Below are 26,999 nucleotides of genomic sequence, written 5' to 3' on the forward strand. Positions count from 1 at the left end.
TAGGACACCGCCGGACTAACATTAAAAGAAGGGTCCAGGCCCCGGTCGAGAACCACGAGTTCTCCCGGGGCCTGGACCCTTTCTCCATACCCACAACCCCCGCCACCCACGTGACCACACCCGCCACACACGTAACCAGACACGTCACTCGCGTGATCAGACGGACGACACGTGTGATCGGACGGACGACACGATGTTGCCCGGGGCCATGTGCCGTGTCGTCCGTCTGATCACGCGTGTCGTCCACACAAACACGCGCGTCGTCCCCCTGATCACACGAATTACGTCCCTGGACACGCGAATGACGGGCCTGGACACACGAGTTACGGCTCTGATCACGCGAGTTACGGGTTCAGGCACGCGAGTGACGGGATTGGGCACGAGCGCGATTGGCGCGAGCGGAAGGGTGGGGCGCGGGCGGGAGTGGGTATGGGCGTGGCGGGGTGGCCCGGGGGTTACGGGGTCAGAGCGGGGAGGGTGTCGCTGAGGGGGCCGCGGACGACAGCGGTGGCCATGGAGTCGTAAGGCGTTTCGGAGCCGTTGCAGATCACGACGGCGGATCCGGACCGGGAAGCGACGCTCACCAAGGAGGCGGCCGGCTGCACCCGCAGCGAGGACCCGGCCACCAGTAGGAGATCACTGTCGGAGACGGCGGCTCGCGCGGCGCGGAGCAGGTTCTGGTCCAGGTGCTGACCGAACGAGACGGTGGCCGACTTGAGGATTCCGCCGCACACCAGACAGGGCGGGTCGGTTTCGCCTGCTCGGACACGTTCCAGGGTCGAGCGCATGTCCCGGTGGTCGTCACAGGACAGGCAGACGGACTCGAACATGGTCCCGTGGAGTTCCAGCACCCGCTCCGGTGGCGAGCCCGCCTTCTGATGCAGCCGGTCGATGTTCTGGGTGATGATCCGCGTCGGCGACAGGCGCTCGAGCGCGTAGTGCGCGGCATTCGGGGTCGCGTCCCAGCCGGGGTGCACCAGCCGCGCCTGCCAGGTCCGCTCTCGGACCTCACGGCTGCCTTGGTACGCCTTGAGGTTCGACATCTTCTCCGCGGCCGGATCGCGGGTCCACAGACCCTGCGGGCCGCGGAAGTCGGGGATCCCCGAATCCGTGGAGATCCCGGCGCCGGTCAGTGCGACGACCTGGCCGGCGCCGGCCACGAGTGAGCGAGCGGTGCTCAGGGTGCTGGTCACCGGCCCATCATGCCTCTACTTGAGCGCGCTGCCCGCCTGCCAGTCGGCCCACGACTTCGACCAGTCGCCGTAGAGGTCCCACACCGGCAGCTGCGGGCCACCGGAGTTGGTCACCTCGACGACGTCGCCGAGCCCCATGTTCTGGTAGAACCACTGGGCGTTGGCGGCGTTGAGGTTGATGCAGCCGTGCGACACGTTGGAGCTGCCCTGCGCGCCGACGCTGTTCGGGTTCTCGTGGACGAACTCGCCGTCGTTGGAGATGCGCAGCGACCACTTCTCGTTCGTCTTGTAGTACCCCGGCTGGCCCTGGCAGACGCCGTAGGTGCACGAGTCCATCACGTAGTTCTCGTGTTTGTCCGAAATGACGTGTGCACCCAAATGGGTGGGCGTGGCGTCCTTGCCCATGGAAATGGGCATCGACTTCGCGAGTTGGCCGTTGTGGAAGATCTGCATCTGTTCGGTGTTGCCGTCGGCTTTCGCGACCCACGAATCGTGCACTTTGTACGTTTCGGTGCGATCGGTCGCGCCGTACACGCCATTGCCGAAATCGACGCCGTAGATCATCGCCGACACCTTGAGCGTCGTCCCCGGCTGCCAGTACACCTTGGGGCGGTAGTGGACGTTCTTGTCGTCGATCCAGTACCAGGAGCCCTCCTGCTTGGGCGTGGACTCCACGGACAGCTTCTTCTCCACCTCGGCCTTGTTCTTCACCGGCTGGCCGAAGGCGAACACGATCGGCTGCCCGACGCCGACGCCGGCGGACGCCACCGCGGCGGGGGCCGGGATGAGGTTCGGGTTCGCCTGCTGCTTCGGGCTCAGCGTGGAGACCCTGCTCTGCTGCTCGACGGGCTTCCCGTCGATGCCCTGGGCATGCGCCACGATCTTGTAGGTGCTGCCGTAGCCGAGCGGTTCGGTGGTCCTCCAGCTGAGCCCGTCGCTCGCCAGCTCACCCTTCACCTGGTTGCCCTTGTCGGCGTTGCTGACGGTGACGTCGATCAGTTTGCCGTGCTCGGCCTTGACCACCACCGGCGTCGCCGGATTGACGTTCGTCCCGCCTGCCGGATCGATGGTCACCGAAACCGGGCTCGTGTCCGATTCGGAGCTGGTGCCGGGTGAATCGGTGTCGCCCGAAGGCGAGCAGGACGAGATCAGCACCACCGCGGCGAGTATTCCGGCCGTCGAAAGTAATGTCTTCTTGGGAAACATATGGTTCTCTTTTTATGTCGCGCTGTCAGCGGAAAGTTCTTTTTCAAAACTACGCGACGAAGAAGACGTGATCGATGCCGGATGGTTGCCCGTCAGGCCACGACGAGACCGGGGGCACCATAAAGACCGGGGCCATCGACACGCAATTCGCCCAAATAGGTCTTCGCGGCCTCGTAAGCCTCTGCGGTCAGCGCGGTGGTGTGGCTGAAGTCCAGCGGGCTCACCCGCACCGGCTTCGGTCCGGGCACGTACACCACAGGCACTTCGGCCGCGGCGATCGGCGCCTCCAGGACAGCCTGATTCCGCATGCTGATCATCGCGGTGAACATCAGCACCTCGGCGAAGGTCTGCGGCGTGCCGGGCATCTTGCCGGGGAAGGCGCAGTCGAGGACGACGAGCGATTTCGCGCCCATGGCGAGCGCCTGGCGCATCGGCACGTTGGCGACCAGACCGCCGTCGTAGAGCATGCGCTCCCCGAACGGCACCGGCGGATAGATGCCCGGAATCGCGCAGCTGGCCAGCAGGGGCGCCAGAACGGGCCCGGAGCGGATGAGCAGCGGCTCGGCGGTGTCGACGTCCGTCGCGACGACACCCAGCGGCAGCGCGAGGTCCTCGAACCGGGCGCTCTCGCCGATGTGCTCGTCGACGATCGCGGCGAGACCGGTATTGGGGAACAGGTTGGTCTTGCTGTGCCGGAGTGTCCGCACCTGGCTGAACACGCCGCCGGGGAACGCTTCGTGCCGTGTCATCCGGGACCAGATCCGGTCCAGCCGGTCGCCCGATTCACCCCCGAGGGCGAGCACGGCGGCGTTCAGCGAACCCACCGAGGTGCCGACGACGAGGTCCGGGGTGATCCCGGCTTCGGTCAGGGCGCGCAGCATCCCGACCTGCATGGCCCCGAGACTGCCGCCGCCACCGAGGACGAAACCGATAGGCTGGGGCAGGTTCAGGGCGGCCATGCCCGGAATCTAGTCCTCCGCGCCGACCTTCGCCGGGGTGGCTTCCTCGGCTGTGACGCCGAGCGCCTTCTTCTTCTTGTAGCGCAGCAGGAAGAACACCGCGACGCCGACCAGGACGCCGACGATCACCAGGCCGCCGGTGTTGAGCACGCCCTCGACCTTCTTGGCGGCCTCGCCGAGAGCGGCGCCGATGCCGATGTGGATGGCCGACCAGCAGGCCGCGCCCGCCGCGGCGGCGGGCAGGAACTTGCGGAAGGGCAGGCCCGACGTGCCCGACGCCGCCGGGGTCAGCGTGCGGATCACCGGGAGGAACCGCGCGAAGAACACCGCCCACGCGCCTCGCCGTTCGAGCACGTCCGTCGCCTTGTCCCAAGCGTCGAGGCCGTACTTGCGGATCAGTTTCGTCTCGCGCAGACGCGGGCCGAAGCGTTTGCCGATCGCGTAGCCGAGCGAGTCGCCGAGTGCGGCGCAGACCGTCACGACGGCCCACAGAGTCAGGAAACGGGAGACCGAGGTCGCCGTCGTGGCCGCGACCAGCAGCCCCGATTCACCGGGGGCGATGAAGCCGAGCCCGATGGTGCATTCGGCGAACACCAGTCCGCCGGTCGCCGCGACCAGTCCCGGTTCCGGGAGACTCTGCAGCCAGTTCAGAAGATCAGTTACCAACGCCACCAGGTCACTTTACTGATTCGTGACCTGGTGGGTGGCGATGTCGCGAAGAGGGTGACCGGAGTCACCTTGCCAGCAGCGAGCTGGCTTCCTGCGCGGCGGGACCTTCGGCGGCCAAATGGGCCAAGTTCTCCGACAGCGGCTCCCCGCGGTGGGCCTTCGTCTGGGCGAACAGACGTCCGGCGCGGTACGAGGAACGGACCAGCGGCCCGGCCATCACGCCGGCGAAGCCCATGGCCTCGGCTGCGTTCGAGTGCTCGACGAACTCTTCGGGCTTGACCCAGCGGTCCACGGGGTGGTGTCGGGGCGACGGGCGCAGGTACTGGGTGATCGTGAGGATTTCGCAGCCCGCGTCGACCAGGTCCTTCATCGCGGGCGCGACCTCTTCGGGCGTCTCACCCATACCGAGGATCAGGTTCGACTTGGTCACCAGACCGGCCTCACGCGCCCGGGTGATGACTTCCAGCGACCGTGCGTACCGGAAACCCGGCCGGATCCGCTTGAAGATCCGCGGCACCGTCTCCACGTTGTGCGCGAGCACCTCGGGGCGGGAGCCGAAGACTTCGGTGAGCTGGTCGGGATCGGCGTTGAAGTCCGGGATCAGCAGCTCGACACCGGTGCCCGGGTTCAGCGCGTGGATCTGGCGCACGGTCTCCGCGTACAGCCACGCGCCGCCGTCTTCGAGATCGTCACGCGCGACACCGGTGACCGTCGAGTAGCGCAGGCCCATCGCCTGGACACTCTCGGCGACCTTGCGCGGCTCGGTCCGATCCAAAGCCGACGGCTTGCCCGTGTCGATCTGACAGAAGTCACAGCGCCGTGTGCACTGATCCCCACCGATCAGGAACGTCGCCTCACGGTCTTCCCAGCACTCGTAGATGTTGGGACAACCGGCTTCTTCGCAGACGGTGTGGAGGCCTTCGCGGCGCACCAGGCCTTTGAGTTCGGTGAACTCCGGACCCATCCGTGCGCGCGTCTTGATCCACGACGGCTTCTTTTCGATGGGAGTCTGAGAATTCCGGACCTCGAGCCGCAACAACTTGCGGCCATCTGGGGCAGCACTCACACCGCCACCCTACGCCCGCCGGAGTAGTGCCCGCCGCTCACGCGGGGTCGGGGGTGACGCCCGTCAACTTGGTGGTCACGTCCCACAACGCGGCGCCGAGCGACTCGCTCCTCGCGGCGGCCAAAGGCCGCACCTTGACCGGCGCGCCGCGAAGCCCGCCGAGCCCGCGCGGGCCGATGTAATCGCCGCCTTCGACCTCGGGGGAAGTCGCCGCGAACAGTTGCGGGAGCGTGCCCTGGCGGGCGTTCTGCGCGATGAAGATCTCGCCGATCCGGTTGCCGCCGGCGACGAGCGCGCGCACCACGGGGTTGCGATAGGAACGCGCCATCCCCGAACCGAGTCCGGTCCACGTGTAGCCCGGGTGCGCCGCCACGCTGATGACGCCTTCGCCCGCGGCCCGCAGCCTGCGGTCCAGTTCGAGCGCGAACACTTGATTGGAGAGTTTCGACTGGCCGTACGCCGAGCCGGGGTTGTACATCCGGCGTTCGAAGTTCGGGTCGGCGATGTCGATGCGCGCGCCGGTCGCCGCGACACTCGACAGGGTGACGACACGTGCCGCGGAGCCGTTGCGCAGGGACGGCATCAGCAGCCAGGTCAGCACCGCGTGCCCGAGATGGTTCGTGCCGAACTGGGTCTCGAAACCGTCCTTGGTGTGGCCGCGCGGGGTCGCCATCACGCCCGCGTTGTTGACCAGGACGTCGAGCTTGTCGCTCGACAACTCCTGGACCTTCTTCGCGGCTTCGCGGACCGAGTCGAGGTCGGCGAGGTCCAGCCGCACGAGTTCGGGCGCTTCCCCGATCGCGGCCGCGCGCACCTGTTCCAGCGCCTTGGCGCCTCGCTCCGGTGATCGGCAGCCGAGCAGCACGCGGGCCCCCTTGCCCGCGAGCACCTCGGACATGCGCAGCCCGAGCCCCGAATTCGCCCCCGTGACGAACACGGTCCAGCCGGTCTGATCCGGGATGTCGGCCTCGGTCCAGCGCGCGTGAGCAGCCATGTCGGTACCTAACTACATCGCCGGCGGGGCCGCTACGCCGGATCAGGCGCTCGGCGCGAGCAAACGGAGCAGGTGACCCATGGGGCTGCGGCGGCGGGCGGGCTTCGCGTGCCGTCCGTGCCGGAGCAGGGTGGCGAACGCGCTGCCGACCTTGGTGATCTCGTCGGCGGGTTCGTTGCCGTCGGCCAGCCCCGCCGTCAGCGCGAGCATGCGCAGTTCGGCCTCGTGGCCAGGGATCAGCGCGGGGCACCGGTCGAGAGCCGCGTCGAGAACGGCGCGGAGGGTCTCGTGTTCGGCGGTGGCGCTGTTCCAGGCACGGGTGACGGCCTCGACCCTGTCGAGCGCGAGGTCCTGGTCGGCGTAGTCCGGATCGGTCAACTCGGCGCGGAGGCGACCGGCCAGCACCTGGTTCCACTTGTACCGAAGCGCGACCAGAAGCTCTTCCTCGGTCGCGAAGTACTTGGTGGCGCCAGGGATTTCTTCGAGTGAGATCGCGTCGGACGGGTGGTGACCCGCCTGGCGCAGTGCGGCTTCGAGGATGTCGCGCCGCTGGTAGAAGTCGTTCCAGCTCATGATGTGGGCTCCCCTCCGTGACCCGGTTCATACCGCAGGTTTGCCGCATACTCCCGGTACGGACCTGACAGCAGTCAACATACCATGGGTATGGAGTGGGACCGGCGGCGTAAAGTTGTGAAGGTGGCGACATTGAGGTCAAGGCGGCTGGACTATTCCGAGTCCACCCGGACGGCGCTCGTCGAGAGTGCCGTGGAGCTGTTCACCAAACGTGGGTACGCCGGCACGTCTCTCGACGAGATCGCCAAACGGGCCAGGGTGACCAAAGGTGCGCTCTACCACCATTTCAGTGGTAAGCAGGCGCTGTTCGAGGCCGCCTTCGACACGGTCGAGAGCCAGGTCTTCGACCGGCTCGAAAAGATCATGAACGGCCCCGATTCGCCGTGGGAGCGGGCGCTCGCCGGGCTGCGCGGCTTCCTGCAGAGCTGCCTCGACCCGGCGTACCAGCGCATCGCGATCCACGAGGCGCCGGTGGTGATGGGCTGGGAGCGCTGGCGCGAGGCGGAGGAGCGGTGCAGCTTCGGCCTGGTCCGCACCGGGATCCAGTCACTCATCGAGGTCGGCGAGGTCGACGACGTCCCGGTGGACGTCACCGCGCGACTGCTGTTCGGCGCGTTGTCCAGCGCCGCGATCGAGATCGCTTCGTCTCCGGAGCCGAAGAAGGTCAGTGCCCAGGTCGAGGAGGTCCTGGTGCGGCTGCTCGTCGGGTTCCGCCGTGTTCCGCCCGCCGAGCACGGGAAAGCGAGCTGATCGCGCCGTAGCTAGGGTGGCGTTCGTGGACCTCAGGATCTTTACCGAGCCCCAGCAGGGGGCCAGTTACGAAGACCTGCTCCGGGTGGCGAAGGCCACCGAGGACGCGGGTTACGACGCCTTCTTCCGCAGCGATCACTACCTGAAGATGGGTTCGGCGACCGGGCTGCCGGGGCCGACCGACGCCTGGATCACCCTCGCGGGGCTCGCCCGTGAGACCCGCCGCGTGCGGCTGGGCACCCTCGTCACCGCGGCCACCTTCCGGCATCCGTCGGTACTCGCGATCTCGGTCGCGCAGGTCGACCAGATGTCGGGCGGCCGGGTCGAACTCGGCCTCGGTTCCGGCTGGTACGACGACGAGCACACCGCGTACGGGCTCGACCTGCCGCCGATCAAGGAGCGGTTCGACCGCTACGCCGAGCAGCTCGCCGTCGTCACCGGGCTGTGGGAGACGCCGGAGGGGGAGACGTTCTCCTTCGACGGCGAGCACTACAAGCTCGTCGACTCGCCGGGCTTGCCGAAGCCGGCGCAGCGGCCCCGGCCGCCGGTGATCATCGGCGGTGGCGGCAAGAAGCGCACGCCGGCGCTCGCCGCCCGCTACGCGGACGAGTTCAACCTGCCGTTCGTGGGACCGGACGTCGCCGCGGCTCAGTTCGGCCGCGTCGACGACGCCGCCCGCGAAATCGGCCGCGATCCCAAGGAGATCATCCGCTCGGCCGCGCTCGTCGTCGCAGTGGGCCGTGACGATGCAGAGGTCGCGAAGCGCGCTTCGGTGCTCGGGCGCGAGGTGTCCGAGCTGCGGGAGAACGGGCTCGCGGGGACGCCGTCGGAGGTCGTCGAGAAGGTCGGGCAGTGGCGGGAGAAGACCGGGATCACCCGGCTCTACCTGCAGCTGCTGGATCTCTCGGATCTGGACCAGGTCGAGCTGATCGCTTCCGAGGTCGCGCCTCAGCTGGACTGAGCCTCGTGAGTGGTAAGGACGGTTAGAACCGTCCTTACCACTCACGAGTCGCTAGCTCTGCAGGGCGAAGGTGACGCCGGGGGCCGCGGGTGCCTCGGGGCGCGGCAGCCAGCGCTCGTCGCTCACCGGTAGGTCGCCTTCGAGCGCCGCGAGGACGGCGTCGCGCGCCATCGGCAGCACCGACGCCACGGTGACCTCGCGGTCGAGCTCGTAGGAAAGCGACGTCACGCCGGCGTCCCGGATGCCGCACGGGACGATCTTGTCGAAGGCGCCGAGGTCGGCGTTGCAGTTCAGTTCGAAACCGTGCATCGTCACGCCGCGCTGGACGCGGATGCCGATCGCGGCGATCTTCCGCTCCGGGCCGCGGTCGTCGGCCGGGATCCAGACGCCGCTGCGGCCCTCGACCCGGCCGGTGTGCACGCCGAGCTGGTCGCAGACGGTGATCAGGGCCTCTTCGAGACGCCGCACGTAGTGCACGACGTCGATCGGGTCGGCGAGTTTGATGATCGGGTAGCCGACCAGCTGGCCCGGTCCGTGCCAGGTGATCTTGCCGCCGCGGTCGACGTCGATCACCGGGGTGCCGTCGGTCGGCCGGTCCTCGGCTTCGGTGCGCTTGCCCGCGGTGTACACCGACGGGTGCTCCAGCAGCAGCATGGTGTCCGGGCCGTCACCGTCGGCACGGGCTGTCACGTGCTTTCGCTGGAGTTCCCAGGCTTCGGTGTAGTCGATCGTCCCGATCTCGCGGACGTCGACGGGCTCGGTGGAGACGCGGCATGACGTGGTCGAAGAGCTCACGTCAGCGACACTACGCCGGGTCTTTCGGCAGGGGGAGCAGGCCCAGTCCGGCCGCCGCGATCAGGCCGACGCCGCCCACCGCCAGTACGGAGCCCGCGGTGTCGGTCAGCCAGTGGACGCCCAGCACGATGCGGCAGAGGGCACCCGCCACCGTCGCCGCGGCGGCGATCGTGATCGCCAGGCGCGTCAGATGCGGGCGGGTCCACGCGCACAGCAGTACCGCGACGAACCCGGTGCACGCGACGGCGACCACGTGCCCGCTCGGATAGCTCAGATCGGGGAATTCGCGCGGCCGTTCCCGGTAGAAGGCCGGTTTCGCGATCAGGCTGGTCATCCGGCACAGCAGCAGGACGACGGCGAGTTTGACGCACAGCACGGTCAGTTCCCGGCGGCGCCAGGCGAGGACCGCCAGTACCGCGCCCAGCGCGAACGGCAGGACCGGGCCGAGGACGTTCGTGACCAGGCCCGCCACCTGACCGGCGGGCCGGGTGTGCTGGCCGCGGAACGCGTCGGCGAGCGCGACGTCCACCGGCGGCGGCCGCTCGTCGACGGACAGCCCGAGGACGACGAAGCCGATCAGCAGGATGAACCCGGCGAGGGTGTGCAGACCGCGCCGCACGGTCATGTCGCGGCGGCCAGCGCGTCCTCGAGGGTCGGATGGCGGAACGCGTATCCCGCCTCCTCCAGCGCACGCGGCAGGGCACGTTGTCCGAACAGCGCCATCTCCTCGGCCGCCTGCCCGAGGGCGATCTTCATGGCGAAACCGGGCACCTGCCAGATCGCCGGCCGATGCACGGCGCGGCCCAGCGCCTTCGTGAAGGCGGCGTTCGTGGCGGGCTGCGGGCCAGAGAGATTCACCGCGCCCGACAGCGTTTCGTTCTCCAGCGCGAAAACGATCGCGCCGACCTCGTCGTCGAGCGAGATCCACGGCATGTATTGCTTGCCGTCACCGAGCTTGCCGCCGAGTCCCAGGCGGAACAGCGGCCGCAGGACGTCCAGTAGCCCGCCTTCGCGCGCGAGCACCAGGCCGGTGCGGATGCGCACGACCCGGGCGCCGGCGGTGGCCGCCGTCTCGGTGGCGCCTTCCCACGCGGTGCAGAGCTCGGCGAGGAAACCGCGGCCCACCGGGCTCGTTTCGTCCACAAGGGACGGACCGGCGTCGCCGTAGTAGCCGACGGCGGAGGCGTTGACCAGCACGGGGATCCCGTATTCGGCGACGGCTTCCGCGAGGACCTCCGTGGGTTCGACCCGGCTGTCGAGGAGGACCTGTTTGCGGGCCGCGCTCCAGCGTCCGGGCAGCAGTGGTGCTCCCGCGAGGTTCACGACGGCGTCGACTCCGTCGAGCGCGCCGTCCGCGATCTCGCCGGCCGGGGGATCCCAGCGGCGTTCGTCGGCCGCCCGCTCCTCCCGTCGGACGAGCCGGACCACTTCGTGCCCGGAACGGCGTAACCGTCTCGTGAGGGAGGTGCCGATCAGTCCGCTCGCGCCCGCGATCAGAACTCGCATGATCCGATCGTGTCCTATCCGCGATCCGGGCGCACGCTCAGGTTCTTCAGTTGCCCGGCGACGTCGGACGCGGCGGTGAGCAGCACCAGCACCGGGATCGTCGCGGCGGGCCGGAGCCGGTAACTGCCGCGTTTGTCCTGCTCGACGATCCCGGCGCCGGTCAGTGCCTTGAGGTGGTGGTACAGCTGGCCCGGCGAGCCGAGCTCGGCTGCCTCTTGGAGTGCGGGCGCGGACTGCGCGCCCTTCTCGGCCAGCGTCCGCACGAGCGCTACCCGCGCGGTGCTGGACAGGGCCGCGAGCACTTCGACCCGCGGCCCGTCCGCGAACGCCAGCATCGGGCCGGGCGTGACGTTGATCGCCCAGCTCAGTTCGAACGGCTCGGTCAGCTCGCCGTGATAGCCGACCAGGCCGCCGGGGCCCGCCACCGGTTCCGTCTGCTGGTCGCCTTCGAGCGCGGCGACCCGTGCTTCGAGGGCGGCGATCCGGTCGGCGAGCTCAGCGTCCATACCGGTTATCTATACCGTCGCTCAGCGGAGCGCTCGTTCCAGGGCGCCGAACTGGGCCGGGTCGGACAGCGCCGCGAGCACGAGGTCGATGAGCGGCAGGGCGTTCTGCAGGTCCTGGTCGCTCACACCGGTGAGCAGTACTGCTGCCGTGCCCGAACGTCCGCCCGGCCAGCGGACGGAAAGCCCGAGGGTCAGCGAGCGCGGCAGGCTTCCGCCCTTGAAGAGCACTTCGCTCGCTCCTGGAGGTACGCGGTCCGCGAGCGGCTTCGCGAGGATCTCGCGCGCGGGCGCGTACAGGCCCTTCGCGATACTGCGGTGAAGCGAGAACAAATCCGTGGCCGAGCCTTGGCCGTGCCCCTTGACCCACGGCCATTGGGCGTCGGAGGTGGCCGGCATGTCGGGCCAGCGCTTGAAGGCTTCCGCGCGGAACCCCGGATCACGGACGAACCGGCGCGCGACCGCGTCGCCCATCGCCCGCCGGACGGCGACCGGACTGCCGGGCGGGGGCGCGTACTCCGGCATCATCAGCATCAGGACCTCGCCGCCGAGCGATCGGGTGTCCGGCCTCGGCCAGCCGCCACGCGCCGCCGCCCGCCGGAGGGCGAGATCGCCGAGGCGGGTGCGGAGATAGTCCGCGGCGGCGTTGTCGCTGAAGAAGATCATCGCTTCGGCGAGCCTTGCCAGGGGGACACGCTGTTCGGGGTCCTTGGCGATGCCGAAGTCGTCGCAGGGGACGCCCAGCCAGTTGAGCGCCTGGAAATGCGCGCGGCCGTCGGAGACGAAGGGGTGGTGGGCGTCCCAGTCGCCCACCCGGATCTGTTCCTTCGGATCGAGCCTGCCCCGGGCGACCGCGGCGGCGTACGCGCCGAGATGCACGACCTTGACGGACGAGGCCAGAACGCGCCGGATGTCGGGGTTGCGCGCGGCACGGCGGCCGGCGCCGTCGTCGATCAGGACGGAGACGTCGCTCCGGTGGGCGGCGATCCAGTCGAGCCAGCCCGGTCCGGTCGTCGTGTCCGGCTGGGCCGCGGTCGCGGTTCCCGGCAGCAGCAGCGCGGCCGACCCCGCGGCGGCGCCCGCCAGCAGATGGCGTCTGGTCAGCATGGTGACATCCTCCCTCTTGTTTTCCGTAATTCCGGAATACTAGAGTTCGAGGTGCCTGTCAAACCCCGCGTTTCGTCCTCTGGATGCGGTAGTTCGCGATGCCAACTACCGCATCCAGAGGACGAAACGCGGAGGGAAGAGGGAAAGAGGAAGGCCCCCGCACCGCCGAAGCGGAGCGAGGGCCTTCCCGGACTACCGGAGGATCAGAGACCGAGCTCGTCCTCGAAGTTGCCCTCTTCCAGACGCTGCTTGATCGTCGTGACGAAGCGGCCCGCGTCGGCCCCGTCCACCAGGCGGTGGTCGTAGGTCAGCGGCAGGAACGCCATCGACCGGACGGCGATCGTGTCGTTGCCGTCGGCGTCCGCGATCACGACCGGGCGCTTCACGACCGCGCCGGTACCGAGCATGCCGGACTGCGGCTGCACGATGATCGGCGTGTCGAACAGGGCGCCGTTGGAGCCGATGTTCGTGATCGTGAAGGTGCCACCCGACAGCTCGTCCGGCTTGATCTGGCCCGAACGCGCGCGGCCCGCCAGGTCGGCGATGCGGTGCGCGAGACCGGCGAGGCTGAGCTCACCCGCGTCGTGGATGACCACCGACAGCAGACCCTTTTCGGTGTCCACCGCGATCCCCAGGTGCACCGCACCGTGGTAGGTGATCTCCTTCGTGTCCTCGTTGTAGGACGCGTTGACGTTCGGGTGCTGCTTGAGCGCCTCGACGGTGGCCTTCGCGAAGAACGGCAGGAACGTCAGGTTGACGCCCTCGCGCTCCTTGAAGGCCGCCTTCGCCCGCTGGCGGAGCTTGGCGATCTTCGTGACGTCGACCTCGTGGACCTGCGTGAGCTGCGCGGAAACCTGCAGCGACTCGCGGGTCTTCGTGGCCGTGATCTGCCGGATCCGGCTGGCCTTCTGCACGGTGCCGCGCAGCGCCGCGAGCTCCGGCGAAACCGCGGCCTTGCGCGGAGCCGACGGGGCGGCGGCGGGGGCCGGGGCGGCGGCAGCGGGCTGCGCGGCGGGAGCCGGGGCGGCCTTCTGCTTGGCCTCGGCGGCCGCGAGCACGTCCTGCTTGCGGATACGGCCACCGACACCGCTGCCGGACAGCGACGACAGGTCGATGCCGTGCTCCGAAGCGAGCTTGCGGACCAGCGGTGTCACGTACGGCGCGTTGTCCGAGCCGTTGTCGCTGCTCGCCGCCGGCTTCGGGGCCTCGGCCTTGGGGGCCGGGGCGGCCTGCGGAGCCGGGGCGGGCTTCGGCGCGGGAGCCGCTTCGGCCTTGGGCTCGGGCTTCGGTTCCGGCTTCGGCTCCGGCTTCGGCTCGGGCTTGGGTTCCGGCTTGGGCTCGGCCTTCGGCGCCGGGGCGGAACCGGCGGCACCGATCACCGCGAGCACACCGCCGACCTCGACGGTCTCGTCCTCGCCGGCGCGGATCTCCAGCACGGTGCCGGCGACCGGGGACGGGACCTCGGTGTCGACCTTGTCCGTGGAGATCTCGAGCAGCGGCTCGTCGACCTCGACGCTCTCGCCGACCTGCTTGAGCCACCGGGTGACGGTGCCCTCGGTGACGCTCTCGCCCAGCTCGGGCAGCTTCACCTCGGTGCCTTCGCCGCCCGAAGCCGGCGCGGTGTCCGGCTGGGAGGGCGCGGAGGTCTCTTCCTTCGCGGGCTCCGGCTCCGGCTCGGGCTGCGCCTCTTCGGCGGCCGGCTCGGCGGAACCGGAGGACTCCGGCACCCCGCCGGTCCCGTCGTCGATGACGGCGAGCTCGCCGCCGACCTCGACGGTCTCGTCCTCCTGAGCGCTGATCTTCACGACCTTGCCGGCGACCGGGGACGGGACCTCGGTGTCGACCTTGTCCGTGGAGATCTCGAGCAACGGCTCGTCGACCTCGACGGTGTCGCCCTCCTGCTTCAACCACCGGGTGACGGTGCCCTCGGTGACGCTCTCACCGAGCTCCGGCAACGTGACGGAGTAGGCCATCGTTCGCTGACTCCCTTGATATGTCTTGCTTGGTCTGGTTCTTCGACGGTGAGACGTCAGCTGTGGACGTGCAGCGGCTTGCCCGCGAGGGCGAGGAACGCTTCACCGAGGGCCTCGGTCTGGGTGGGGTGGGCGTGGATGAGGGGAGCCACGTCCTCGGGGAACGCCTCCCAGCTGTAGATCAGCTGCGCTTCGCCGATCAGCTCACCGACGCGGTCGCCCACCATGTGCACGCCCACGACCGGCCCTTCCGGAGCCTTGATCAGCTTGACCCCACCGGAGGTCTTGAGGATCTGGCTCTTTCCGTTGCCGCCGAGGTCGTAGGTGAAGGTGGTGACGTCGGAGCCGTACTTCTCCTTCGCCTGCGACTCGGTGAGGCCGACCGAAGCGACCTCGGGGTGCGAGTAGGTGACGCGCGGGATGCCGCTCTCGTCGATCACGCGCGGCTCCTGGCCGGCGATCTCCTCCGCGACGAAGATGCCCTGCTGGAACCCGCGGTGCGCGAGCTGCAGGCCGGGGACGATGTCACCGACGGCGTAGACGTTCGGCAGGTTGGTGCGCAGGCGGTCGTCGGTGAGGACGAAGCCGCGCTCCATCTTGACGCCGGCCTCCTCGTAGCCGTGCCCGGCCGAGTTCGGGCCACGGCCCACGGCGACCAGCAGCAGGTCGGCTTCGAGCGTCTCGCCGGACTCCAGCGACACGCTGACGCCGTTGTCGTCCTGCTTGGCGCCGGTGAACCGGACCCCGGTCTTGAAGGCGATCTTGCGACGGCGGAAGGCACGCTCGAGCTGCTTGGACGCGTACTCGTCCTCGTTCGGGACCAGGCGGGGCAGCGCCTCCACGATGGTGACGTCGACGCCGAAGGACGCCCAGACGGACGCGAATTCGACACCGATGACACCACCGCCGAGGACGATGACCTTCTTCGGGATGTAGTCCAGCGAAAGCGCCTGCTCGCTCGCGATGATGCGGCCGCCCAGCTCCAGGCCGGGCAGCGTCTTCGAGTACGAGCCGGTGGCGAGGATGACGTTCTTGCCGGTGTAGCGGGTGCCGTCGACCTCGACGGTCGTGCCGCCGACGAACGTCCCGGTGCCCTCGACGAGGTTCACCTTGTGCGCCTTGGCCAGGCCCTGGAGGCCCTTGTACAGGCGGGAGACGATCCCGTCCTTGTACTTGTTGACGCCGGCGATGTCGATGCCTTCCAGCACGGCCTTGACACCGAAGGTCTCGGCGTCGCGGGTCTCGTCGGCGACCTCCGCCGCGTGCAGGAGGGCCTTGGTCGGGATGCAGCCTCGGTGGAGGCACGTCCCGCCAAGCTTGTCCTTTTCGATCAGGGTGACGGAAAGGCCCAGCTCGGCCGCGCGGAACGCGGCGGCGTAGCCGCCCGATCCGCCACCCAGGATCACAAGGTCGGCGGAGGTGTCGGTCACTTCAATAACTCCTCGGCAAGCGGTAGGGGTGGTGCTCTGGCGCCGCTTCGCGCGGTATACGCGCGCGCGGACACTTGCCATCTTGTCACTACGTGTGGAGAGGCTGCGACCTAGGCCGCGTCCTGTGACCCACGGGACACGACCCGCCAGGGTCACCACGGTGAGCACACACCCGAGTCGGGATAATGGACACTGGACGCGACTGGGAAGTGAGGTGGTCGGAGTGGGTCTGTTCGACTCGCTGCGCCGGCGCTCTAAAGGCGGGCAAAAGCCCGGTACGCTGCGGAAAGCCTCTTCAACCGACTTCAAGCATCTTGAGGAGTGGGCCTCTTCACGGACCGGCGTCGAGGCTTATGTCGAGCCCAAGACCAACGTCACGGAGACCACCGTCGTCCTCATCGCCCACGACGGCGAGTGGACCCGACGCCGGATCGAGAGCCTGGACGCGGCGCAGCAGTTCGGTCACAAACGGTCGATCCCCGTGTACGAGGTGGCGCGGGTCGGCTACCCGAAGCGGATGCGAGAGTACACCGAGCGGAAGAAGCGCGGCGAAGCCTGACGCCTCGTGAGTGGCTAGGACGGTTCTAACCGTCTTTACCACTCACGAGGTCCGGCACGGCGATCTCGAGTGACTGGACGGACGACACGCGTGATCCGGCGGACGACACGCGTGACTGGATGGACGACACGACCACGGTCGCCCTTCACGGATTTCACGCGGATTGCGCCAAAAGGAGTAGGTGCCGCTCCAGCAGCGCCCGGAACGTCGGATGCACCGTCGTGCCCAGCGCCGGGTCGATCTCGACCGTCCGCCACTCGTCGCCGGCGGCCGTCAGCAGCACGACGGCCGGATCCGCGATGACGACGACACCGCCTTCCGCGCGGAGTTCCGCCGTCCCGAGCAAGCGAGGGAAGACGACGTCGGCGGGCAGGCCGTCGCAGGTCTGGAGGAACTCGCGATAGTCGTCGGGCAGCCGGAGGCCGAGCCGCGCTTCGGTGGCGCCGACGGTGCGAAGTGACGCGGCCGGGGGAGCGGTGCCGCCGCCGCGCAGCCGCAGGATGCCCGCGATCATCTCGCGCCAGGAGCCGGTGTCCGGTGGACAGCGCTCGTACAGCGCGGCGACCAGGGCCCCGGCGCAGACTTCCGGCCACTCGCCGAGCCCGAGCGGGTCGGCTCCCGCGACCAGACGTGGTGCGAGACGCCGGGTCGCGGCGAGCACGGCGACGTCCGGGCGGCCTTGGCGCGACGCGATCTCCGCCCAGCCGTCCAGGTCGCCTCGCGCGACGGCCTCGCGCAACCGGTCCGGGCGCGACGGCCCGAGATGCGAGACGGCCTCGCCGATCGGTGAGCCGCCGAGCAGACCGTCGAGATCGGACGCCCGCCGGGCGAGGTACTCGTCGTGCGCGCGTTCCTCGGCCTCGAGATCGAGCGGAGTCAGCGCCGCGGCCCACTCCGGCCGGGTCCCTCGCGCCTCGAAGAGCATCGCCCACGCGCGGGCCCGCACCGCGCCGGGGACGAGCGCGGTGGCGGGACGTTCGGTGAGCGCGTGCCAATGCGTGATCAGCCGGTCGGCCTCCGCCATCGCCCCGGAGGCGGCGAACAACAGCGCCGCGTGCGCGATCCGCTCGTCGAGCGCCGCGTCGTCACCGCTCAGCACGTCCCTGATCGCGTCTTCGAGGTACGCGTCCCTGTCCACGGGACCGACTGTGCCACAACGAGCGGCCCGCGAATTCGGCGGACCGGCCCCGCGCCGAAAGGCAGGAATGAAGACGCACGGCCGCCGGACGCTCGGAATCATGGTGAGTACAGGGAATCCCGTTCCCGCAGACCTCGAACCGAGCGCCGTCTTCCCCACCGGCCAGCTCCCAGACAGACGGGTACGAGCCGTGCGTCCTTTCCGTATCGATGTTCCGCAGTCCCAGCTCGACGATCTCTCCCGGCGGCTGGACAACGTCCGCTGGCCCGACGCGGGCCCCGTCTCCGGTTGGGAACGCGGTGTCCCCTTGGACTACCTGCGTGAGCTCACCGAGTATTGGCGTACCCGCTACGACTGGCGGGCGGCCGAGGCGCGATTGAACCGCCATCCCCAGTTCACCACCGAGATCGACGGCGCGAACGTCCACTTCCTCCACATCCGCTCGTCGCGGCCCGACGCGACGCCGTTGCTGCTCACCCACGGCTGGCCAGGGTCCTTTGTGGAATTCCTCGGCATCGTCGAGCCTTTGACGCAAGGGGATCCCGCCTTCCATCTCGTGATCCCGACCATCCCCGGCTTCGGTTTCTCCGGCCCCACCGGCCAGGAGGGCTGGGACGTGCCGCGGGTCGCGCGGGCCTGGGCGGAACTGATGCGCCGTCTCGGCTACGACCGGTACATCGCGCAGGGCGGCGACTGGGGAAGCGTGATCTCTTTGCAGGTCGGGCTCGCGGACCCGGAGCACGTCGCAGGCGTACACCTCAACATGCTCGTCACCTTCCCTCCGCCGGACCCCGCGGCGATGGCGGATCTGGACAGTGAGGATCTCGCGCGCCTGGAACACGGTCAGTGGTTCGCCGACGACGGGATCGGCTGGCAGAAGATCCAGTCCACCCGCCCGCAGACCCTTTCCTACGCGCTGACCGATTCGCCGGTCGGGCAGCTGGCCTGGATCGTGGAGAAGTTCCAGGAGTGGAGCGGCTCGGCGACGGTGCCGGAAGAGGTCTTCGACCGGGACGACCTGCTGACCAACGTGATGCTCTACTGGCTCACCGGGACCGCCGGTTCGAGCGCGCAGATCTATTACGAGACAACACATCTCACCCCTCAGTTCATCAGCACGTGGGGCGGCCCGTGGCCGCTGACCATGCCGGTCGGGGTGGCCGTGTTCCCCGCCGACGCCACCCGTCCGGTCCGCAAGTTCGCGGAGCTCAGCCTGCCGACTTTGGCGCGGTGGACCGAATTCGACCAGGGCGGCCACTTCGCCGCACTGGAGCAGCCCGGGCTTCTGGTGGAGGACGTGCGGAAGTTCGTGATCTCGCTGGGGGGCTAGGCCTGGGGGGCCTGGGGGGAATGACCGATCCACATCTAGGGGAGAGAGCGGAAACACTTATGAGCGACCGGATACGTTTCGAAGACGTGCCCGAACGATTCAACGTCACCGAGTACTTCCTCGATCACGCCGAGGACCACCGGGTCGCCTTGATCGACGACGGCGAAGCGGTGTTCTACGGCGAGCTCAAGGCCGTGACGAATCAGGTGGGCCACGCGCTCCGGCACATGGGGGTCCGCCGGGGCGACCGGGTCCTGCTCGCGCTCAACGACGGCGTCGAGTTCGTCGCCAGCTGGTTCGCCGCGCAGAAGATCGGCGCGGTGACGGCGGAGATCTACAGTTTCCTGCACCCGAAGGACTTCCGCTACTACCTGGACTACGTGTCGCCCGCCGTCGTGGTGGCTGACGCGTCCACAGTGGACAAGATGCGGGAGGCGGGCGCGAAGAATCTCCTCGTGGCCGGGGTGGCCGCCGAGGAGCTGCGCGACGAGGAATGCGCCTTCGACGAGATGGCCGCGGACTGGCCGGCCGAACTCGAGCCCGTCGCGACCCGCAGCGACGAAGAGACGATCTGGAAGTTCACCTCGGGCAGTTCGGGCGCGCCGAAGGCTTGCCCGCATCCGACGCGCAGCCCGCTGCTGAACTACGACTGGTTCGCCCGCGGCGTGCTGGACATCGGCCCGGACGACGTCGTGCTCGCCGTGCCCAAGCTCTTCTTCGGTTACGCGCGCGACATGGTCGCGCTCTATCCGTTCCGGGTCGGCGCGACGGGCATCATCTTCAACGAGCGCACCACCGTGGAGAAGATCTTCGAACTGGTCGCGCGGCACAAGCCGACGATCCTGGTGAACGTGCCGACGATGATGAGCGCGATGGTCGCCCATCCCGACGCGGCGAAACAGGACTTCAGTTCGCTGCGCGCCTGTCTTTCGGCGGGCGAGGGGCTGCCACCCGACCTGCACCGGCGGTGGAACGAGGTCTTCGGCGTCGAGGTGATCGACTGCCTGGGGTCGGCGGAGGGTTACCACGCCTACCTTTCCAACCAGCCGGGGCAGATCCGCAGCGGCAGCCTGGGGCGTTTGGTGCCCGGGTACCAGGCCAGCCTGGTCGACGATTCCGGTGAACCGGTGCCGGACGGCGAGATCGGACGGCTGGAGCTCGTCGGCCCGACGTCGGCGAAGGAATACCGTGGTGCGCCGGAAAAGACCGCGGAGACCTTCGTCGCGGAGAACACCATCCGGTTCGGGGATCTCTTCGAACGGGACGCCGAAGGCTACTTCTACTACCGGGGCCGGGCGGACGACCTGCTCAAGATCCGGGGCGTATGGGTCGCGCCCGCCGAAGTCGAGAACTCCGTGCAGGCACACCCGGCGGTCGTGTCGTGCGCGGTGGTCGGCTACGAGGAAGAGGGACTGACGAAGCTGCGCGCCTACGTCATCACCTCGGAACCGCTGGAGGCCGGGGATCTGCGGGACTTCGCCAAGGCGAACCTCTCGCCGCACAAGCGCCCGCACGACTTCCGGTTCGTCGACGTCATCCCGAAGACCCCGTCGGGCAAACTCGACCGGCGCGCGCTGCGCGGGGAAAGGAAGCCTCTCGATGTTTGAGGTGGATGTCGCCGGCTACCTGGCCCGGCTCGGGGTGCTCGACGAGCACCATCCTTCGCCGCACGGACTGCGGGCACTGCACCGCGCCCATGTCGAGCGCGTGGCCTATCAGACGGTCGACATCCACCTCGGCAGGCTCACCTCGGTCGATCCCCGGGCGAGCGCGGACCGGATCGTCCGGCTCGGCCGGGGTGGGTACTGCCTGGTGCTCAACGGGGCGTTCGGCGCGCTGCTCGGCGCGCTCGGCTACCGGTTCCGGCGGCATCGCGGCGCCGTCCTGATCCGTCCGGACCGCCCCGCGCCCGCGCTCGGCAACCATCACGCGCTGACCGTGCGCGACCTGCCGAGCGAGGACAACCCGGGCGGGGAATGGCTGGTCGACGTCGGCCTCGGTGACGCGCTCCACGAACCGTTGCCGCTGGTCGCCGGCGAGTACCGGCAGGGTCCGTTCACCTACGACCTCCGGCCGTCGCCGGTGCACCCGGACGGGTGGCGGCTGGGCCACGACCCGGCCGGTGCCTTCGTGGCGATGGACTTCATCTCGGAACCCGCCGTGCCCGCGGACTTCGCGGCCCGGCACATCGAACTCTCGTCCGCGCCGAACTCCCGGTTCGTCCAGGTGTTCTCGGCGCATCGCCGGGACGCGACCGGGGCGGACGCGCTCCGCGGTTGCGTGCTCTCCCGGACCGGGGCCGGCGCCGATGCCGGTTCCACCGAACTGGCCCGTCGCGAGGAATGGTTCGACGCGCTCGGTGACCTCTTCGGAATAGGTCTCGGTGACCTTTCCGGTGCGGACCGTGAGCGGTTGTGGCGCAGGGTCCGCACGGCACATGGGGTATGGCGCCAAGGGCGCAGTCCAGAAGACGTCACCAATCCGGCGATTCGGACAGGATTAATCGCGTAATAACCGGGCCGATCAGCAGAGGGGCCATAATCATGTCCAGTGGAAAGGCCGGGCGTGTCGGGACGTTAGAGGGACTTCGCGGAGTGCTCGCACTCGGAATTCTGCTCTATCACGTCGCGTTCATGACCGGAGTAGCCAGTTTCATCGATCAGCCCGGCCACCCGTTCTGGGGTGTCTTAATCGACGGCCTGATGATCCTCCTGCCGCCGTTCTTCGTGATGTCCGGCATGTTCCTTTTCCGGGCGCATGCGCGGAACACCGTTCTGGGGACGAAGAAGCCGTCGACGAAGTCCTTTCTCTGGGGACGCGCGCTGCGCATTCTGCCCGGGTATTGGGTTTTGGTGATCGTCGGTCTGCTGACGATCAACCTGACGGCGATCGACAGCGCCGGTGACATTCTGCGTCCGCTCACGATGCTGCACTTCTTCTGGTGGGAAGGCCAGCCGGTGATCGGGCTGGAGCACACCTGGACGGTACCCGCCGAATTCACGTTCTATCTGCTCATGCCGATTCTCGGGTGGATGGCGCACCGATTCGCGCGCAATGGTGCCACGCCGGCGCAGCGCGCCCGCCGGATGCTGATCCCGCTCGCCGGTTTCTCGCTGATCGGATTCGGCTGGATCCTGCTGACCAACTTCCCGGGCTTCACCGCGCCGTCCCAGCTGTGGTTCTGGCCGATCTACTTCTTCCCGGTGTTCGCGGTCGGCATGGCGCTGGCGGTGCTGGCGGCCTACGCGGAGGTCGCGCCGCGGAAGCCCGCGATCTACCGCATGGTGCTCAAGCGGCCGAACCTGTTCTGGGTCGTCGCGCTGGTGCTGTTCGCGGTCTACACCTGGAAGCCGATCGGCATTCCCGGGATGGGCGACGTTCCCGCCATGCTGCAGGAGTTCCTCGGCTTCTTCCTCGGTCTCGCCTTCGCGGTGCTGCTCGTGCTGCCGCTTTCGGTGCCTGGTGCCACTTCGAAGTTCCAGGAGCGGGTGCTGGCCAACCGGCCGATCCGGTTCGCGGGCAAGATTTCGTTCGGTATCTACCTCTGGCACGTCGTTATCGTCGAATACTGGTTCGCCAATGGCAGCATTTTCGGTGTCGAAGCCGTGCACGACATCGTTTTCCGCGGTACGACCGGTTTCTGGCCGATGCTCGCGTTCGTTCTCGGCTTCACCGTGATAGCGGCGACGCTCAGCTATTACCTGATCGAACGTCCGGCGCAGCGGTTGCGGCACCGTCGAACCAAGGCTCCTGTCACCCAGTTGAGTGTTACCGGTGACCAGCAGCCGCAGACGGACACCCGCGCCGCCTGAAGTGTGGATCGGAATGCAGCAACCAAGGAGATGCTTCACCGAATCGGGCGACCCTATCGTTCGCTTCGAGGCGGCCTATGAGGTCGTCCTGATTCGGACTCCTATTTTCGGGAATCTTCAGAGAGGAAACCGATGAGTGACATCCAGGCGAAAGTCCAGCAGGTACTCGACGAGGCCGTGGCATCCGGCGCGGAGCGAGGCGTGCAGGCGGCCGTCTACCAGAACGGCAAGCTGGTGGTCGACGCCGCGGCCGGTGTGACCGACGCCGAGTCGAACACGCCGGTCACGCCCGACACCTTGTTCTTCGCCACCTCCACCGGCAAGGGCCTGACCTCCACCATCGTCCACGTCCTCGCCGAGCGCGGCGTCATCGACTACGACGAGCCGATCGCGAAGTCGTGGCCCGAGTTCGCGGCGCACGGCAAGGAGAAGGCGACGCTGCGCCAGGCGCTCTCCCACACCATCGGGCTGCCGGAGATGCCGGGCGACATCACCCCCGAGGGCCTCGCCGACTGGGACGCGGTCTGCTCCTTCATCGCCGGCTCCGAGCCGTGGTGGACGCCGGGCACCAAGACCGGTTACCACGCCCTCAGCTTCGGCTACATCATCGGCGAGGTCGTGCGGCGCAAGACCGGCAAGCCGATCGACGAGGTGCTGGACGAGGTGGTCGCCGGCCCGCTCGGGATCTCGAAGGAGGTCTTCTTCGGGGTGCCGGAGTCGGAGCTGGGCCGGGTGGCCAAGCTGGAGGACGTGGAAGGCGCCGCCGAGGCCCTCGCCTCCATGCCCGCCGACATGCCGCTGTTCAAGGCGGTCCCGCTGGGCGTCGCGCCGCAGGCCGACATCTACAACCGCCCCGGCTACCTCAGGGCGAACGTCCCCGGTGGCGGCACCATGACCGCGCGCGGCGTGGCCAGGGTGTTCGCGGCGCTGGCGGGCGAGGTCGACGGCGTCCGGCTCATCTCGGACGAGCGGCTCCACGAGGTCGCCAAGCCCGCGGCGACGGACGAAGACCAGATCTTCGGCTTCCCCGCCACCAAGACGCTGGGCTACGACTTCGGCATGCCGTTCAAGAACGCCACCGAGACCCCGCACGAGTTCGGCGCGGGCGGCCTCAACGGGTCGGCGGCCTCGATCGACATCGAGACCGGTACGGCCATCGCGGTCAACAAGAACCGCATCACGATGGGTGACTACAGCCTCTTCGAAAAGGTTGCGGAAGTTGTCCGCGAGCACGTCAGCTGAACCCCGTGGTGACGGCGACGCGGAAGACGTCGCCGTCACCACTCCGGGCGAGGCACCGACCGCCGAGGGTTCCCACGACACCGCGTACAGCACGTACCTGGCGCTGGACACGCTCCTCGCGATCCAGCGGCCGAAAACCGAACAGCACGACGAACTTCTCTTCGTGATCGTCCATCAGATCCACGAGCTGTGGTTCAAGCAGTTGCTGCACGAGCTCGGTAACGCGCAGAGGAGCCTGGCCTCGGCGGCCGACGGCCCCGCCCTCCGGGCGCTCAGGCGCACCCGGTCCATCATCCGGGTCCTGATCACCCAGATCGACGTACTCGAGTCGATCACACCGGAACAGTTCGACGCGTTCCGTGAGTTGCTCGGTGGAAGCGGGCACCAGTCCGCGCAGTTCCGGGAGATCGAGGTCGTCTTCGGCCGAAGCGACCGGTTCGCCGCCGAGCAGTTCGCGCCGGGCAGCCCCGATCGCAAGCGGATCGAGGGCAGGCTCGGGGAGCCCGCGTTGTTCGATTCCCTCCTTCGTTACCTCGCGGCGTCGGGTTATCTCCCGGCGCCGCGGGGCGCGCGGGTGGCTCCGGACAGCCCCGAGATCCAGAAGGCGCTGCGTGCCGCGTATCGCGACGACGGGGTGGCGGCACAGATCTGCGAGCGTTTCGTGGATCTGGACCAGCTGCTGCAGGAATGGCGGTTCCGGCACTCCGTGCTCGCCAGGCGGGTCATCGGGGACCAGACCGGCACAGGTGGCTCCACTGGCGCGGCGTACCTGCGCGAATCCGTTTTCAAGCCGTCCTTTCCCGCGCTGTGGCATGTGCGGGACACCGGGTGGGCGGCGGACTAGGAGAGGACGTCAGGTGGATGCGGTGGATGCGTCGTCCATAAGGGACGGTGTCGGTGTTGGGGGCGTCAGGCGCCCGGGGAGGCACCGGTCTCCGGTCAAGGCGCTCAATCGTCTCCACCGGTGGTGGCGGGGCGGCGCGTCCGCGGCGTCCTTCCCCTACCGGCCGGTCCTCGGGCACTTCCAGGCGGTGGGCCGCAACCACGCGGACCCCGGCCTCGTCGCCACGCTGCGTGCGGCGCGCGACGTGCTGCCCGCCGGCCACGACGACGTCCGCGCGCTGGTCCTCCGGCAGTGGCTGCCCAGTACGGTCGACCAGGAAGACGGCGACTACGACACCTATGCCGGTGTCTCGTTGCTGAATCTGCTGGCCGACTCGTACGGCTCCGGCGAGGTGGTCGACGACACGCTCGACGCCGTGCAGGTCGTCATCCTGGCCGATCTGCTGCGTTACGAGACGTCGGCGCTGGTCGAGGAACCCGATCTGCTGCGTCAGCAGGTCCGCGTCAAGGCGTGTCTGCGCGCCTTGGCGCGGGCCGACGAGCTCGCCCCGCGAGCCCGCGGCCTGGTACCGGCGAATCCGTTGGGGGACAACGCGATCCGGGATCTCGGCAGGGACGATCTCCTGGCGCGCGGCGCCGAACTGTCCCGTGCCGTGCGAGCGGTGGCGTCCCCCGCGATGCGGGACGCGGTCGAATTCGCGATGCTGCCGACGACCTGGCTGCACGACGAAGTGATGTTCATCCGCAGCATCCAGTCGTTCGAAGTGGTCTACCGGCAGGTGGCGCGCTGCCTCGAACGCGCGACCGCGGCGCTGGACGCGGGCCGTCCGGCCGCGGCGTCGGACGAACTGCGGGACGCGACAAGGCGGATCACCGCCACGAGCATGCTGTACCGGATCCTCACGTCCATGCCGCCGGACGCGTTCGCGATCATCCGCGCCTACACGAACGGCCGCAGTGCCGTGCAGTCGCGGTCGTTCCGGTTGGTGGAGCAGTACAGTGCCCCGCCGGCCGGGATCGAGTTTTCCGGACCGTCGTTGCAAGAGGTGTACGAGGCGCGGCTCGCCACCGCGGGGCCGGCGTCACTGAGCTATCTCACCGAGACGATGCGCGGCCTCGACTCGGCGTGGCGGTTGATGAAGCGCACCCACTGGGGAATCACCCTCAAGGTGATCGGGAGGGTGCGGGGCACCGGGGGGACGGCCGGTGCGGCCTACCTCGAGCAGGCGGCGGCCCGTCCGCTGTTCCCTGTGCTGCACACGCAGGAAGACGAGCGGAGGGACCGGATTGCCTGAACACGAGGGCGACTACCGCGCGCTGCGCCGGAAGATCATGGGATACATCGTTTCCCAGGCGATCTTCGCGGTGACCGAGGCCGGTGTCGTCGACCTACTCGCCGAAGGGCCGGTCGAGGTGGAGACCCTCGCCGGCGAAGCCCGGGTGGACGTGGACGCGCTGACCCGCTTTTTGCGCGTCCTCGTCGCCGAGGATCTGTTCGTCGAAGAGCCGCGTGGCACGTTCGGGTTGACCGCGGGCGGCGAACTTCTGCGATCCGACCAGCCGGGTTCACTGCGACACCTGGTGACGCTGATGCGGGGTGAGTCGTACCTGGCCTGGCAGGACGCCGGGCATTCCCTCCGCACCGGAGAAGCGGGTTTCGACGCCGTGTTCGGCAAGCCGCTGTTCGAATGGCTGGCCGCGCATCCCGGCCAGGCGGCCGACTTCGACGCGGCCCAGGCGGGCCTGGTGGCGAAGCGGATGGAGCCGCTCCTGGGCTCCGCTTGGTGGGACTGGAGCGGTACGTCGTCCGTCGTGGACGTCGGTGGCGGGAACGGCGCCCTGATCGGTGCGCTGCTGGCCCGCCACGGTCACCTGGCCGGGCGACTGTTCGACCAGCCGCACGTCGTCGAGCACGCCGACCTGTCCGGACACGGCGCCGGCGTCGCCGACCGCTGCGAGGTGGTCGGCGGGGACTTCTTCGCCGCGGTCCCCGGTGGCGCCGACGTCTACCTGCTGGCGCAGATCCTGCACGACTGGAGCGACGAGGACGCCGTCCTGATCCTCCGCCGGATCCGGGAGGCGATCCCGCCGCACGGCAGGCTGCTGATCCTGGAACAGATCATCCCCGACGACGACCGGCCGCATCCCGAGAAGCTGCTCGACCTGCACATGCTCGTGCTGCTCGGCGGGCGCGAACGCGGGGAGGCGGAATGGCGGGAGCTGCTCGTCGAGGGCGGTTTCGATCTGGTGGAGGTCCACCGGGGCCCGCGGTCTTCGTTGCTGGTGGCCGCCGGTACGTGACCCAAGTACATGAAGGCCCCCTTCCTAGCGCTCGGCGCAAGGAAGGGGGCCTTTCATGTACTTGGCGGCGGCGCCGAAGCGGGCGTAAC

General features: G+C 68.8%; 26 protein-coding genes. 11 read left to right on the forward strand and 15 right to left on the reverse strand.

The annotated features are described in order from the left end of the window. Positions 1 to 455: 455 nt before the first annotated feature. The 7 genes from ACZ3HL_RS29940 to ACZ3HL_RS29970 form a co-directional block, all read right to left on the reverse strand. Complete coding sequence (locus ACZ3HL_RS29940; protein ID WP_465534912.1) at positions 456 to 1,193, reverse strand: SIR2 family NAD-dependent protein deacylase; 738 nt, start codon at positions 1,191 to 1,193, stop codon at positions 456 to 458. A gap of 15 nt (positions 1,194 to 1,208) precedes the next feature. Next, positions 1,209 to 2,399: a L,D-transpeptidase gene (locus ACZ3HL_RS29945; RefSeq protein ID WP_465419047.1), complete on the reverse strand. Its 1,191-nt coding sequence runs from the start codon at positions 2,397 to 2,399 to the stop codon at positions 1,209 to 1,211. A gap of 92 nt (positions 2,400 to 2,491) precedes the next feature. After that, positions 2,492 to 3,358 (reverse strand): patatin-like phospholipase family protein, encoded by an 867-nt coding sequence (locus ACZ3HL_RS29950; protein ID WP_465534913.1) that lies wholly within the window; start codon positions 3,356 to 3,358, stop codon positions 2,492 to 2,494. 9 nt (positions 3,359 to 3,367) lie between these two features. After that, a complete protein-coding gene (locus tag ACZ3HL_RS29955) occupies positions 3,368 to 4,030 on the reverse strand; it encodes a DedA family protein (RefSeq protein ID WP_465419043.1) in 663 nt (220 codons plus the stop codon). Positions 4,031 to 4,091: 61 nt separating this feature from the next. Continuing rightward, positions 4,092 to 5,093 (reverse strand): lipoyl synthase, encoded by a 1,002-nt coding sequence (gene lipA, locus ACZ3HL_RS29960; protein ID WP_465534914.1) that lies wholly within the window; start codon positions 5,091 to 5,093, stop codon positions 4,092 to 4,094. Positions 5,094 to 5,130: 37 nt separating this feature from the next. Further along, a complete protein-coding gene (locus ACZ3HL_RS29965) occupies positions 5,131 to 6,087 on the reverse strand; it encodes an oxidoreductase (protein WP_465534915.1) in 957 nt (318 codons plus the stop codon). A gap of 42 nt (positions 6,088 to 6,129) precedes the next feature. Further along, positions 6,130 to 6,660, reverse strand: coding sequence for a hypothetical protein (locus ACZ3HL_RS29970; RefSeq protein ID WP_465419037.1), 531 nt, complete (start codon positions 6,658 to 6,660; stop codon positions 6,130 to 6,132). Between the two features lie 132 nt (positions 6,661 to 6,792). Between ACZ3HL_RS29970 and ACZ3HL_RS29975 the strand changes: the two genes are divergently transcribed. Further along, positions 6,793 to 7,410, forward strand: a complete 618-nt coding sequence (locus ACZ3HL_RS29975) for a TetR/AcrR family transcriptional regulator (protein ID WP_465419075.1) — start codon at positions 6,793 to 6,795, stop codon at positions 7,408 to 7,410. 25 nt (positions 7,411 to 7,435) lie between these two features. Beyond that, complete coding sequence (locus ACZ3HL_RS29980; protein WP_465419035.1) at positions 7,436 to 8,371, forward strand: LLM class F420-dependent oxidoreductase; 936 nt, start codon at positions 7,436 to 7,438, stop codon at positions 8,369 to 8,371. A gap of 51 nt (positions 8,372 to 8,422) precedes the next feature. On the opposite strand, the gene lipB is transcribed toward ACZ3HL_RS29980, so the two are convergent. The 7 genes from lipB to lpdA form a co-directional block, all read right to left on the reverse strand. Further along, entirely contained in the window at positions 8,423 to 9,166 is a 744-nt protein-coding gene (gene lipB, locus ACZ3HL_RS29985) for a lipoyl(octanoyl) transferase LipB (RefSeq protein WP_465534916.1), read from the reverse strand. 10 nt (positions 9,167 to 9,176) lie between these two features. Then, positions 9,177 to 9,791 carry a phosphatase PAP2 family protein gene (locus ACZ3HL_RS29990; protein ID WP_465534917.1) on the reverse strand — a complete coding sequence of 205 codons (615 nt, stop codon included), beginning with the start codon at positions 9,789 to 9,791 and terminating at the stop codon, positions 9,177 to 9,179. Further along, positions 9,788 to 10,672, reverse strand: coding sequence for a TIGR01777 family oxidoreductase (locus ACZ3HL_RS29995; protein WP_465534918.1), 885 nt, complete (start codon positions 10,670 to 10,672; stop codon positions 9,788 to 9,790). Before ACZ3HL_RS29995 ends, ACZ3HL_RS29990 begins: the two co-directional genes overlap by 4 nt. Before the next feature lie 14 nt (positions 10,673 to 10,686). After that, complete coding sequence (locus tag ACZ3HL_RS30000) at positions 10,687 to 11,178, reverse strand: ArsR/SmtB family transcription factor (protein ID WP_465419027.1); 492 nt, start codon at positions 11,176 to 11,178, stop codon at positions 10,687 to 10,689. Between the two features lie 21 nt (positions 11,179 to 11,199). Then, complete coding sequence (locus ACZ3HL_RS30005) at positions 11,200 to 12,282, reverse strand: serine hydrolase (RefSeq protein WP_465534919.1); 1,083 nt, start codon at positions 12,280 to 12,282, stop codon at positions 11,200 to 11,202. Between the two features lie 203 nt (positions 12,283 to 12,485). Beyond that, positions 12,486 to 14,255 (reverse strand): 2-oxoglutarate dehydrogenase, E2 component, dihydrolipoamide succinyltransferase, encoded by a 1,770-nt coding sequence (gene sucB, locus ACZ3HL_RS30010; protein ID WP_465534920.1) that lies wholly within the window; start codon positions 14,253 to 14,255, stop codon positions 12,486 to 12,488. Positions 14,256 to 14,311: 56 nt separating this feature from the next. Beyond that, positions 14,312 to 15,685 carry a dihydrolipoyl dehydrogenase gene (gene lpdA, locus ACZ3HL_RS30015; protein WP_005164222.1) on the reverse strand — a complete coding sequence of 458 codons (1,374 nt, stop codon included), beginning with the start codon at positions 15,683 to 15,685 and terminating at the stop codon, positions 14,312 to 14,314. Positions 15,686 to 15,899: 214 nt separating this feature from the next. Between lpdA and ACZ3HL_RS30020 the strand changes: the two genes are divergently transcribed. Beyond that, positions 15,900 to 16,244 (forward strand): oxidoreductase, encoded by a 345-nt coding sequence (locus ACZ3HL_RS30020; RefSeq protein ID WP_240594107.1) that lies wholly within the window; start codon positions 15,900 to 15,902, stop codon positions 16,242 to 16,244. 154 nt (positions 16,245 to 16,398) lie between these two features. Here the strand turns inward: ACZ3HL_RS30020 and ACZ3HL_RS30025 are convergent, their stop codons facing one another. After that, a complete protein-coding gene (locus tag ACZ3HL_RS30025; protein ID WP_465534921.1) occupies positions 16,399 to 17,382 on the reverse strand; it encodes an SMI1/KNR4 family protein in 984 nt (327 codons plus the stop codon). 100 nt (positions 17,383 to 17,482) lie between these two features. Between ACZ3HL_RS30025 and ACZ3HL_RS30030 the strand changes: the two genes are divergently transcribed. From ACZ3HL_RS30030 to ACZ3HL_RS30065, 8 genes are all read left to right on the forward strand, one after another. Further along, a complete protein-coding gene (locus ACZ3HL_RS30030) occupies positions 17,483 to 18,712 on the forward strand; it encodes an epoxide hydrolase family protein (protein WP_465534922.1) in 1,230 nt (409 codons plus the stop codon). An 86-nt stretch (positions 18,713 to 18,798) separates the two neighbouring features. After that, positions 18,799 to 20,319 carry a benzoate-CoA ligase family protein gene (locus ACZ3HL_RS30035; protein WP_465419014.1) on the forward strand — a complete coding sequence of 507 codons (1,521 nt, stop codon included), beginning with the start codon at positions 18,799 to 18,801 and terminating at the stop codon, positions 20,317 to 20,319. Beyond that, positions 20,312 to 21,223 carry an arylamine N-acetyltransferase family protein gene (locus ACZ3HL_RS30040; RefSeq protein WP_465534923.1) on the forward strand — a complete coding sequence of 304 codons (912 nt, stop codon included), beginning with the start codon at positions 20,312 to 20,314 and terminating at the stop codon, positions 21,221 to 21,223. The genes ACZ3HL_RS30035 and ACZ3HL_RS30040 overlap by 8 nt, the downstream gene beginning before the upstream one ends. 32 nt (positions 21,224 to 21,255) lie before the next feature. After that, a complete protein-coding gene (locus tag ACZ3HL_RS30045) occupies positions 21,256 to 22,524 on the forward strand; it encodes an acyltransferase family protein (protein WP_465535031.1) in 1,269 nt (422 codons plus the stop codon). Between the two features lie 132 nt (positions 22,525 to 22,656). Continuing rightward, positions 22,657 to 23,766, forward strand: coding sequence for a serine hydrolase domain-containing protein (locus ACZ3HL_RS30050; protein WP_465419008.1), 1,110 nt, complete (start codon positions 22,657 to 22,659; stop codon positions 23,764 to 23,766). Further along, positions 23,744 to 24,610, forward strand: a complete 867-nt coding sequence (locus ACZ3HL_RS30055; protein WP_465419006.1) for a tryptophan 2,3-dioxygenase — start codon at positions 23,744 to 23,746, stop codon at positions 24,608 to 24,610. The genes ACZ3HL_RS30050 and ACZ3HL_RS30055 overlap by 23 nt, the downstream gene beginning before the upstream one ends. A 13-nt stretch (positions 24,611 to 24,623) precedes the next feature. Beyond that, on the forward strand, positions 24,624 to 25,904 hold the full coding sequence (locus ACZ3HL_RS30060; protein ID WP_465534924.1) for a tryptophan 2,3-dioxygenase: 1,281 nt from the start codon (positions 24,624 to 24,626) through the stop codon (positions 25,902 to 25,904). After that, positions 25,897 to 26,910, forward strand: a complete 1,014-nt coding sequence (locus ACZ3HL_RS30065) for a methyltransferase (protein ID WP_465534925.1) — start codon at positions 25,897 to 25,899, stop codon at positions 26,908 to 26,910. Before ACZ3HL_RS30060 ends, ACZ3HL_RS30065 begins: the two co-directional genes overlap by 8 nt. Positions 26,911 to 26,999 lie beyond the last annotated feature (89 nt).

It is taken from the genome of Amycolatopsis sp. NPDC000009 (assembly GCF_055563465.1).